This window comes from Mesorhizobium sp. BR1-1-13 (genome assembly GCF_020165515.1).
Taxonomy (GTDB): domain Bacteria; phylum Pseudomonadota; class Alphaproteobacteria; order Rhizobiales; family Rhizobiaceae; genus Mesorhizobium.
The window spans coordinates 257,386-269,116 of the sequence record NZ_JAIUIH010000004.1; the positions used below are offsets into that span (position 1 = coordinate 257,386).

Annotated in this window: 7 protein-coding genes; 3 read left to right on the forward strand and 4 right to left on the reverse strand. The window is 64.4% G+C overall.

The window, feature by feature from the left end; genetic code table 11:
* Positions 1-62: 62 nt before the first annotated feature.
* From LB533_RS11985 to LB533_RS12000, 4 genes are all read right to left on the reverse strand, one after another.
* A complete protein-coding gene (locus tag LB533_RS11985; protein WP_224677244.1) occupies positions 63-2,123 on the reverse strand; it encodes a prolyl oligopeptidase family serine peptidase in 2,061 nt (686 codons plus the stop codon).
* A gap of 104 nt (positions 2,124-2,227) precedes the next feature.
* Positions 2,228-3,388: an MFS transporter gene (locus tag LB533_RS11990; protein WP_224677245.1), complete on the reverse strand. Its 1,161-nt coding sequence runs from the start codon at positions 3,386-3,388 to the stop codon at positions 2,228-2,230.
* 94 nt (positions 3,389-3,482) lie between these two features.
* Positions 3,483-4,658: an MFS transporter gene (locus LB533_RS11995; RefSeq protein ID WP_224677246.1), complete on the reverse strand. Its 1,176-nt coding sequence runs from the start codon at positions 4,656-4,658 to the stop codon at positions 3,483-3,485.
* 165 nt (positions 4,659-4,823) lie between these two features.
* Positions 4,824-6,713: a phospholipase D-like domain-containing protein gene (locus LB533_RS12000; protein WP_224677247.1), complete on the reverse strand. Its 1,890-nt coding sequence runs from the start codon at positions 6,711-6,713 to the stop codon at positions 4,824-4,826.
* A gap of 216 nt (positions 6,714-6,929) precedes the next feature.
* Here LB533_RS12000 and LB533_RS12005 point away from each other — a divergent pair, with 216 nt between their 5' ends.
* From LB533_RS12005 to LB533_RS12015, 3 genes are all read left to right on the forward strand, one after another.
* A complete protein-coding gene (locus tag LB533_RS12005; RefSeq protein ID WP_224677248.1) occupies positions 6,930-8,507 on the forward strand; it encodes a trimethylamine methyltransferase family protein in 1,578 nt (525 codons plus the stop codon).
* Between the two features lie 164 nt (positions 8,508-8,671).
* Positions 8,672-9,157, forward strand: coding sequence for an endonuclease domain-containing protein (locus LB533_RS12010; protein ID WP_224677249.1), 486 nt, complete (start codon positions 8,672-8,674; stop codon positions 9,155-9,157).
* A complete protein-coding gene (locus LB533_RS12015; RefSeq protein WP_140639026.1) occupies positions 9,154-11,724 on the forward strand; it encodes an FAD-dependent oxidoreductase in 2,571 nt (856 codons plus the stop codon). The genes LB533_RS12010 and LB533_RS12015 overlap by 4 nt, the downstream gene beginning before the upstream one ends.
* The last annotated feature ends 7 nt before the right edge of the window (positions 11,725-11,731 follow it).

Here is an 11,731-nt window from a genome sequence, read left to right on the forward strand (position 1 = left end):
GCACCTTAGAGCAAAGAAGGTTCGAGGTGAACCACCCTTTGCTCCGGCCCGAAGCTTTCGGTTCAGCCCTTCCCGCCCAGCGTCCTTTGCAGGAAAACGTACTTCATCGCAGCCTGCGCCGCCTGCGGCCGGCGGTCACCGCGGCCGCCATGGCCGCCTTCGGTCTCCTCGAAGAAGAGCGTCCCGGCATGGCCGGCCTCCTGCAGGCGGGCGGCCATCTTGCGCGCATGGCCGGGATGCACCCGGTCGTCGGCGGTCGAGGTGGTGAGCAGCACCGGCGGATAGGCACCGGCGTCGACATGCTGGTAAGGCGAGTAGGCGGCCAGCCAGATCGCATCTTCCGGCTTCGACGGATCGCCATATTCGGCCATCCACGACGCGCCGGGCGGCAATTCGGTGTAGCGCAGCATGTCGAGCAGCGGCACCTCGATGATGACCGCGCCGAACAGCTCAGGATGCTGCGTCAACGAGACTCCCGTCAGCAAGCCGCCATTCGAGCCGCCCTGGATGCCGAGCGAGGCGGCTGTCGCAATGCCGCGCCTGACGACGTCCTCAGCCACCGCGGCGAAATCGTCAAAGGCGTTCTGCCGGTTTCCCTTCAGCGCTGCCTGGTGCCAGGCCGGCCCGAACTCGCCGCCGCCGCGGATGCAGGCCTGCACATAGGCATTGCCCTTCTCCAGCCACAGCCTGCCGCGCACACCGGCATAGCCGGGCAGCAAAGGCACTTCGAAGCCGCCATAGCCGTAGAGCAGCGTCGGCACCGGTCCCTTCTGGTCACGCCGCCTGACGACGAAATAGGGGATCATCGTGCCGTCCTTCGAGCGCGCCTCGAACTGTTCCGACACGAGCGGCGAAGCATCGAACCGCGACGGCTGCGACTTCACGGTGGCGAGCGTCTCGCCATTGTCGTCGGACCAGATGATCGAGCTCGGCGTCAGGAAATCGGTAAAGGAGAAGGACACGCTGGAGCCGAAATGCTCCGCATGGCTGATGCCGACATTGCCGTTTTCGGGCAGCGCGACAGGCTTCAGCGACCAGCCGCCCTTTTCGCGCGCGCAGACGACGACCTTGCCGCGCACATTGTCCATCAGGTTGATGAACAGCCGGTCCTGCGTGCGGGCCATGCCTGCGATGGACACCCGATGCGTGGGTTCCAGCAAAATTTGGATGGGTCCGAGTGCGCCGGTTTCTACCCAGCGCGCCAGGTCCAGCGAATAGAGACCGTCAGGCTTGCACAGCGTGCCGTCAGGCGCCGTCCACGGGCTGCGCACACTGAAGACGAGTTGATCCCTGAAGATCGCCGTATCGGTCATGTCGTCAGGCAGCGGCAGGCGCCTGTTCTCGCCCGAAGGCAGCCGCAGGAAAATATGCGAAGCGAAGAAATTGAGCGTTCGTGCCAGCACGAGATAACGCCGGTCGCCATCGAACTCGAGCGCCGCGCCAACGGCGAGGTCTTCCTTCTGCGCCTCGAAGATCGGCGTCGCGTCTTCCAGCCTGGTCCCGCGCTTCCAGAGCTTGACCACGCGTGGATAGCCGGATTCGGTCTTGTCGGCCTCTTCGAAGGCTGCCGAGACGATCAACGTATCCTTGTCGAGCCAGCCGAAGCCGGATTTGGAAGCGGGCGCGCGAAACCCATCCTCGACGAACGACTTGGCCGCGATGTCGAATTCGCGCATCTCGCTGGCGTCGCCGCCATCAGGCGACATCGAAACCAGGCAGCGGTTGAAATCGGGGTAGAGCCGGCTGGCGCCGCCGAACACCCACTTCACCCCCTCCTTCGCCGCGAGCTGGTCGAAGTCGATGATGGTTTCCCAGTCCGGTCTGTCGGTCTTGTAGGAAGCCACCGTCGTGCGGCGCCATAGGCCCAACACGTTGGTCTTGTCCTGCCAGAAATTATAGACGTAGCCGTTGAGCGCGGAGCCTACGGCGATGTTGTCCTCGGCGGTCATCAGATCGAGCGCGGTTTCGAACGACGCCTGGTAGGACGGATCGCCCTGCAATTGCGCCACCGTGACTTCGTTCTGGCGATGTACCCAGTCGAGCGCCTCCTTGCTCGTCCTTTCCTCCAGCCAAAGAAAGGGATCATCGGTCGCCAAGCCAGGCTTTGTGGTCGAAATGGTCATGCGGGTCTCCGGGAAATCGCGGGGCGGCCCTGCCTACATCGCGTCAAAGGGCGCCGGATTCAAGGTGTTGAAGCCGCGTCATCGCGGCAGATCGCTTCAGGCCGTCACACGATCCGCCGCCGGATGACGGTCGCAGCCGCCAGCGCCAGGCAGATCGCGCCGAGCGTCACCGGCAGGCCGCTCGCGCCGATCCCGTCCATCACGCCGCCCGCAAGCGGCGGGACGAGGATGCCGCCGACGCCCCACATCAGGGAGAAAGCGGCATTGCCGGCAATTAGCGCCGAGCCGCTGAAACGCTCGCCGAGTTCGATGATCGCCATCGTATAAATGCCGTAGGACACCGCGCCCCAGACGAAGATCATCGGCCAGACCAGCGGCGTTTCGATCAATAGCGGCAGCAGCAGACAGCCGAGCAGCGTCAGCACCAGGCAGATGAACCGCACCAGGCGCGCCGTCAGCCGCTCGGCCAGCAGGCCGAGCGGCACCTGCATGGCGATGTTGCCGGCGATCATCGTCGACAGCAGCGCCGACATGCGGGTCTCGGCGATGCCATAATGGGTACCGTAGACGGGCAGCAGCGCCAGCACCGCCTGCTCGAAGCCGGCAGCCACGACCACTGCCGACAAAAGCAGCCAGGCGAGCGGCATGAAGCCCATCACCGAAAGCCGATGCCCGGCTTCGTCGACCTTGGGCAGGCGCCCGACCACCAGGGCCAGGCAGCCGCCGCAGAAGATGAAGGCGGAAATACCGACCAGGAATGGCGGCCAGCCCTCCGTACCGACGGCCAGCAGGCAAAGCGGACCGGCGGCGAAGCCGGCCGAGATGATCGTGGAATAGACGCCCATGATGCGGCCGCGCCGGGCCGGCGGCGCCAGCGCGATCACCCAGATTTCGCTTAAGACATAGAGCGGATTGGTCACCGCGCCGATCAGGAACCGCAGCGGAAACCAGAGATAGACGTTCTGCGTCCAGCCGATCAGCGCCAGCACGATCGCCGAAAGCGCCGCGCAGGTCAGCGCCGTGCGCCCTGCCCCGAACCGCCGCGCCAGTGAAGGAATGAGCGGCGACGAGACGATGAAGCCAATCGGCGTCATCGCGGCCGACAGGCCGATCATGACAGGCGAAACGCCCTGCCGCTGCAGGATGAAGCTCAAGAGCGGATAGGACAGTCCCTGCGCGATGGCGAACACCGACACGGTCGCGATCACACCGGTGATCGCCGCCCACTGCATCGTCTCGTCGCGCTTCGGTTCCACCCGGTCCATGATCCACATCGCCTCTCGGCTGCAGGCTTAGCGTTTCGACCCGATAGCCGTAAGCCCCAAAGCCCGAACCCACGCTTGTTCCGGCCAAACCCTGTCAGGAGCCTCTGCGGCTGGCCGATCTGTAGAGCGCGAAGGCGACCAGCAGCGCGTCCAGGCCGATGATCACCGCCGGCAACCCCAAAGGCCCGATCGCCTGCATCAGCAGGCCGGCGTTGGGCGGGCCGACAATGCCGCCAACGCCCCACAACAAGGCGAAAGCAGCGTTGCCGGTGACCAGCAGCGAGCCCTTGAACCGGCTGCCGAGTTCCACCAGCGCCATCGTGTAGACGCCATAGCCGACCGCTCCCATCACCAGCAGCACCGCCCAGATCAGCGGCGTCGTGATCAGCAGCGGCAGCAGAAGCGCGCAAACGGTGGTCGCCACCGCGCAAACCAGGATCATGGAACGGCCGCCGAAGCGCTCGGCGAGTAGGCCAAGCGGGATCTGCAGCAGGATATTGCCCAGGGACAACGCCATCACCAGAGCGGCGAGCACGGCTTCCGGCAGGCCATAGCCGGCGCCGAAGACCGGAACCAGCGCATAGGTGCTTTGCTGAACCGCCGCCGAGACCAGCACCGCCAGCAGCAGCGCCGGCGCCAGCCGGGCAAAACCGACAAAGCTGCCGGCTGGCTGGCCGTCATCCTCGAAGCCGGTGAGCTTTGAGGAGACAAGGCGCAGAATGACGGCGCAGAGCACGAAGCCGCCAATGCCGACGCTGAAGGGAGCCCAGCCCGACGTGCCGACCAGGGTCAAGGTGAAAGGCCCGGCCGCGTAGCCGGCCCCCATCAGCGTATTGAACACGCCCATCACCCGGCCGCGTCGCGCCGGCGGCGCCAGCGACAGCGCCCACACCTCGCCCAGGATATAGAGCGGGTTGATGACCACGCCGATGATGAAACGGAGGACGAACCACGCCACCCAGTCCTGCAGATAGCCGATGCCCAGGAAGCACAGCGCACCGATCAGCGAGCAGCCGACGGCGAGCGTGCGGGCGCCGACCAGCCGCACGGCAGCCGGCACGAACGAGGCCGACAGGATCAAGCCAACCGGCATCATCGCCGCCGAGAGGCCAATCAGGCCCGGCGACATGCCTTGCTTCTGCATCAGCAGCGTGAACAGCGGCGAGCTCAGCCCTTGCGCGGCGCCGAACATCGCCAGCGCTGCGGTGATGCCGGCGAGCGCTGTCCACTGCGTTGCCGCTTCGCCTTGGCTCGAGCCGGTCGCGACCATGCTGCCGTTCCATGAGTGAATCGCCGACCTGCGGATCGGCAAGCCATCAGCTACCGGTTCGATCCCGGGAAAGGAAGGGCCGGACAGCGACATCCGCTTGCGCCAACGGCCGGCGCCGTGCACCGGAAGGCTCGCGTCAAAAGCCGCAGGCACCCGCCCACAGCGCTACGGAAAGTACCGTGCGATCGCGCCTTTCCTGCCTTGCGCGTAAGGCTTCAGCCACTTGTCGTCGATGGAGAGCCCATCGTCGTCCGAAGGGCCCTTGCCGATGGTCCTGCGCCAGGCGCGGAACTTGTAGTGGTCGAACACGTCGAGCATATGCACGGCATAGGCTGCGGCGAAGGTCTTGTCGCCTTCGACGATCACCATGTTCTCGTCGTTCTCGTAGGAAGCCTTGTAGCCGAGATTGTGGCTGCCGGTGACGACCGTCGCGTTGTCCTCCATCGGATCGATGATGACGATCTTGTCGTGCACGATGGCATGGCCGACAGTCAGCACCTCCGCCTGGAAATCCCGGGCGATCGTGGCGCCGGTCAGGTTCGCCGCCCGCACGATGGAAACGTTCGGCGCCTCCCAGACCTTCTCCGGATAGACGAAGGGCGACTTGCCGTCCCTGTTCGACTTATGGGTGACCGGATCCTTGGTCGACGCGACATAGTTGGGCATGGCGGTCTCATCGCTGATCGCCCCTTGCACGATCAGCTTCGGATCGGCCCTTGCCGCCGCCACCGCCTGGTCGACGATCGAATTGTCGCCGAGCCGCGAAGGATTGAACACCAGGAACAGCACGGCACGCTTGGCTGCCTTGATGCGGGCGAAGAGGTCCTCGAGATCGATCGGCCGCACCGAGATGTTCTTCTTGTTGCGCTCGGGATCATTGGGCGAGAACCACACCGTCATGCCGTCCAGCGCCGCCGTGGCGCCGTTGAGTGGGTTTGGCCTGTGGTTCTCCCTGCGAAACGGCACGCCTTGCGTCTGCGCGACATGGCCGGCAGCACTTTCCGTGGCCGGCGGCGGGAACAGGTCGGCCTTCATGCGCTGCCAGTAGGCGTCGAATATCTCAGCCATCGCCGGGTCGTCGCGGATGAAGGCGTTGTTGGATTGCCCGCAAATGCCCGTCGAGGTCCAGTTGGTGCTGCCCGTCATCACCGATTGCGGCTTGCCCTGGGCATCGCGATAGACGGCGAACTTGTTGTGGCCGATATGGTTGTTGTTGAACAGGCGATCCGTCACCGCGACGCCAGCGTCGTGCAGCCGCTTCCTGTAAGGTGCGTTGCCGGCGTCCCAGGCTTTCGTCTGCTCATCCCTGCCCGAATTGGAAAGAATGACCTCGACGACGTCCTTGGCGGCAATGATTGCTTCGCACAGTTCGTCGTCGCCAAGCTCGTAGAGCGCAAGCCTGACCGTGCCGCCTTCGTCCTTGGCCCGCTTCAGCAGGCTGGTCAGCACGTCGGGCACGTCGCCATGCAGGTAGGCGCGTATCTTGCTGGTCGGATCCTGCAGCACAGCCCTGATCTTGTCGCGTTGTCCGACCTTGATGCCGGCCTCGGCCAGCGCGCGCGACATCCATTGCGTCGACAGCACGCCATTGGTGAAGGCGACACGCGCCTTGCCGAACATCTGGCCGAGGAAGATCGGCGGACTGACCGCGCCCCGGCCGAGGTAGCCGAGAGGGCGCGCCGGCCCCGTATAGGTCTTTTCGGGGCGCACCGGCACGGGATCGAGCCCCGCCTTCATGTCGCCGACCGGACGCACCCGGTAGGCGATCATTTCGCCGTCCGGCCTGACATCGAGGCTGTCGCGGCGTCGCCGGACAGTGAGATCGCGCCAGAATGTCTTCTGCACCGGCCAGACGCCGGTATCCTGGGGGACCCAGTCCTTGTTGCGCTGTCCCTTGAAGGGCACCCAGGACGCCAGGCAACGCTCCTCGCCGGTGTTTGGATAGAGGCGGACGATCTCGAAGCCCAGGCAGCCCGGGATCATCCCGTCGAGGTCCCAGGAGAGGAACGCGACTTCGTTGTTGGTGGCGGCACGCACTTTGACGACGTCAGGCATGGCTCTCCCTCCGGAGATATTCGACGCACAAGTTTACCAGAAGCAAAAGACGATACTGCAACGAATGGCGCTCCCTTATCCGCGGGCCCGCCTCGGGACCACGCAGCTGCCGTTCCGGCATGTCGCTTCCCTCGCTCTAGTGGTCGCCGCCTCCGCAATGGCCGGGCAGCCGCCGGTCCATTATGCCGCCCACTTTCGCATCGTACGAGGCCCCTCATGACCGCCGCCCTTCAACCCGCCGAACCGGCATTGGCAACCGATCGTGCCCGCCGCGGCGGCCGCGCCGGAAAACGCGCAGGCGGCTCGGCCGCGTTCGAGCAGCCGCCGTTCCGCCAGCTGAAAATCCCGCTCCAGCCGACCAGGCTGGTTTCCGACGACGAGCTGGAATCGATCCACCTCGCCTCGCTGCGGGTGCTGAAGGAGATCGGTGTCGACGTCCTGCATGACGAAGCCCGCCGCATCATGAAGGAACATGGCGCCGACGTGCGCGAAGGCAGCGAGCGCGTGCGCTTCGACAGCGACATGATCCTCGATCTGGTGTCGCACTGCCCGTCCGAATTCACCATCCATGCCCGCAACCCCGCGCACAATGTGCGCTTCGGCGGCGATAATCTGATCATCTCGATGATGGCCTCGGCGCCCAATTGCTCGGACATCGATCGTGGCCGCCGGCCCGGCAACCAGCAGGACTATCGCAATTTCCTGCGCCTGGCGCAGATGCACAACATACTGAACTGCACGGGCGGCTATCCGGTCGAGCCGATCGACATCCATCCCTCCGTCCGCCACCTCGAATGCATCCGCGATCTCGCCACGCTGACCGACAAGGTGTTCCACATCTATTCGCTCGGCAAGGAACGAAATGTCGACGGCATCGAGATCACCCGTATCGCGCGCGGCATCAGCCACGAGCAGTTGCTCGAAGAACCGTCCGTCTTCACCATCATCAACACCAATTCGCCGCTGAAACTCGACGTGCCGATGATGGAAGGCATCATCCAGATGTCGAGCAAGGGCCAGGTCGTCATCGTGACGCCGTTCACCCTGTCGGGCGCCATGGCGCCGGTGACCATCGCCGGCGCGCTGGTGCAGCAGAATGCCGAGGCGCTGTCGGGCATCGCCTTTGCCCAGATGGTCAGGAAGGGCGCGCCGGTTGGTTATGGCGGCTTCACCTCAAACGTGGACATGAAGTCCGGCGCGCCCGCCTTCGGCACGCCCGAATACATGAAGGCGCAACTCGTCGGCGGCCAGCTCGCCCGCCGCTACAACATCCCCTACCGCACCTCGAACACCTGCGCGGCCAACACGGTCGACGCACAGGCCGCCTATGAAAGCGTGTTCTCGCTGTGGGGCGCCATCCAGGGCGGCGGCAATCTGATGATGCATGCCGCCGGCTGGCTGGAAGGCGGCCTGCGCTGCTCCTACGAGAAGACCATCCTCGACATCGACCTGTTGCAGATGGTGGCCGAATTCCTGACCCCGCTCGATCTTTCCGAAGAGGCGCTCGGTTTCGACGCCATCCAGTCCGTCGGTCCCGGCGGCCATTTCTTCGGCACCCAGCACACGCAGGATCGCTACAAGACCGCCTTCTACTCGCCGATCCTGTCCGACTGGCGCAATTTCGAGACCTGGGCGGAAGCCGGCTCGCCGACCGCGCTCGAAAAGGCCAACAAGGTGTGGAAGGAGCGGCTGGCCTCCTATGACGAGCCCTACATGGACCCGGCGATCCGCGAAGAGCTCAACGCCTTCGTCCAGAAGCGTCGCGCCGAAGGCGGCGCGCCGACCGATTTTTGAGCGTCTGCGGTGTCGATGAATTGATCACTCGTATGGATTCGATGAACGGTCGACCCCCACTCCGTCGAGCTGCGCTCGACACCTCTCCCCCGATCGACGGGGGAGAGGAAAGGCGTGAGCTTGGCCAGGCTGGCGCCCTTCCTCTCCCTCCGGAGGGGGGAGAGGTGGCGCCGCGAAGCGGCGACGGAGTGGGGGAAGCCGCTCGTGAAACCCGCAGTCGCCGCAAGATGGGCACCACTCAACGCGCGCGAAAGCTGAGGCAAGGCGGTAACAAGGCTGAAGCATTGCTGTGGCTCGAATTGAAAGGCCGCAAGCTTGGCAGCTATCGCTTTACGCGTCAGTTCTCTATCGGTCCCTTTTTTGCAGACTTCTGTTGCCGCGAAAAATGGCTGGTTGTCGAGCTCGACGGCTCACAGCACGCCGACAGTTCCTACGACCGCCGCCGTGACGATTTCATGCGCGCCCAAGGCTGTTCGATCCTGCGTCTTTGGAGCCATGACGTCCTGAAACACCGCACATCCGTCTGTGAAACCGTCCTTGCCGCGCTCGACGGCAGGCTGGTCGAAAACATCGCTGTCTCCGACCTCCGTTTTATTTTCACACCGCACTCACTCGATTCAATCTCTTCAAAAACGGACCTACCTTCATGAAATCCCATGTAAAAGCGGTTGTCATCGGCGGCGGCGTCGTCGGCTGCTCGGTGCTCTATCACCTGGCCAAAGCCGGCTGGACCGACATCATGCTGATCGAGCGTTCGGAGCTCACCTCAGGCTCGTCCTGGCACGCAGCGGGCGGCTTCCATACGCTCAACGGCGATCCCAACGTCGCCAAGCTGCAGGCCTATACCGTGCAGCTCTACAAGGAGATCGAGGAGCTTTCCGGCCAGTCCTGTTCGCTGCACCTGACCGGCGGCGTGATGATGGCGGACTCGCCCGAGCGCATGGACTTCCTGCGGCTTGCCCATGCCAAGGGCCGCTATCTCGGCATGGATACCGAGCTGATCACGCCATCCGAGGCCAAGGCGATGTTCCCGCTGATGGACGAGACGAATTTCGTCGGCGCCATGTGGGATCCGGTCGAAGGCCATCTGGATCCGTCCGGCACGACGATTGCGTATTCAAAAGCGGCGAAGAAACTCGGCGCCGAGATCGTGCTGCGCAACCGCGTCGTCGAACTGACGCAGCAGGTCGACGGCACCTGGAACGTCATCACCGAACAAGGCACGGTTCACGCCGAGCATGTCGTCAACTGTGGCGGCCTGTGGGCGCGTGAGATCGGCCGCATGGTCGGCCTCGAGCTGCCGGTGCTCGCCATGGAGCACATGTATCTCTTGACCGAACCCATGCCCGAGGTCGAGGAATTCAACAAATCGACCGGCCGCGAGATGATCGGCGTGATGGATTTCAAGGGTGAGATCTACACCCGCCAGGAGCGCAACGGCATCCTGCTCGGCACCTACGAAAAGGCCTGCAAGCCGTGGTCGCCGGTCAACACGCCCTGGGATTTCGGCCACGAGCTGTTGCAGCCCGACCTCGACCGCATCGCGCCGTCGCTGGAGATCGGCTTCAAGCATTTCCCCGGCATCGAGAAGGCCGGCATCAAGCAGATCATCAACGGCCCCTTCACTTTTGCATTGGATGGCAACCCCCTGGTCGGCCCGGTACAGGGGCTGACCAACTTCTGGTGCGCCTGCGCCGTCATGGCCGGCTTCAGCCAGGGCGGGGGCGTCGGCCTCGCTCTGTCCAACTGGATGGTGCACGGCGATCCCGGCTTCGACGTCTGGGGCATGGACGTCGCCCGCTTCGGCGAATGGGCCAGCCTGCGCTACACCAACGCCAAGGTGCGCGAGAATTATTCGCGCCGCTTCTCGATCCGCTTCCCCAATGAGGAACTGCCGGCGGCGCGCCCGGCGCAGACGACGCCGCTTTACGACACCATGCTCGCCAACAACGCCGTCATGGGAGACTCCTGGGGCCTTGAGACCGCGCTATGGTTCGCGCCGAAGGGCAAGGAGCCCAAGGATATCGTCTCCTTCCACCGCTCCAACGATTTTGGGCCGATCGGCGAGGAAGTGCGCGCCACGCGCGAGCGCGTCGGCGTCACCGAAATCGCCAACTTCGCCAAATATGAGGTCTCCGGACCGGGGGCGGAGGATTTCCTCAACCGGCTGATGACCAACCGCATGCCGAAGGCGGGCCGCATCGTGCTGACCCCGATGATCAACGAATTCGGCAAGCTGATCGGCGACTTCACCATCGCCAAGGCCGCGGAAGAACGCTTCATGATCTGGGGCTCGTCGGCCGCGCAGAAATATCACATGCGCTGGTTCGAAAAGCATCTGCCGAAGGATGGTTCGGTGCGGATTCACCGCTTCGACCAGACGCTGGTCGGCCTGTCGATTGCCGGACCGAAGTCGCGGGACCTCCTGCAGAAGCTGGTCGATGTCGATATTTCGACCAAGGCCTTCCGCTTCATGGATTTCCGCGAAATGGCGGTCGGCGGCGCGCCATGCATGGTCAACCGCATCACCTATACCGGCGACCTCGGCTACGAGATCTGGATGGCGCCGGCCTATCAGCGCCTGGTTTACAAGGCGATCAAGGACGCAGGCGAAGAATTCGGCCTGGTCGATTTCGGCATGCGCGCCCTGCTGTCGATGCGCCTGGAAAAGAACTTCCCGACCTGGTTCCGCGAACTCAGGCCGATCTACGGACCGTTCGAAGGCTCGATGGACCGCTTCATCAAGCTGGAGAAGAACGACTTCATCGGCCGCGACGCGGCCGCCAGGGAACGGGCCGAAGGACCGAAGCTGCGCCGCGTGTCCTTCATCGTCGAGGCGGCCGACGCCGATGTGATGGGTGACGAGCCGATCTGGGCCAAGGTCAGCAAGGACTACGGTACGGTGGAAAAGCCGCATGGCTTTGGCGCGCCGCGTTTCGATGCAGCGGGCAAGGAAGTGCGTGGTTCCAAGGCGGCGCAAGGCGCGTCCGCCGTGCGCGGCATCGTCGACGGCGACTGGCGCGTGGTTGGTTGGGTTACCTCCGGCGGCTATGCCCACTATATCCAGAAATCGATGGCGCAGGGTTACGTCCCGGCGGCGCTGGCCGAGGATGAAAGCGCCGGCCTGTTCGAGATCGAGATTCTCGGCCATCGCCGTCCGGCCCGCATCAATGTCGAGCCGCCGTTCGACCCGAGCGGCGAGAAGATGCGGAGCTGAGGTTTCG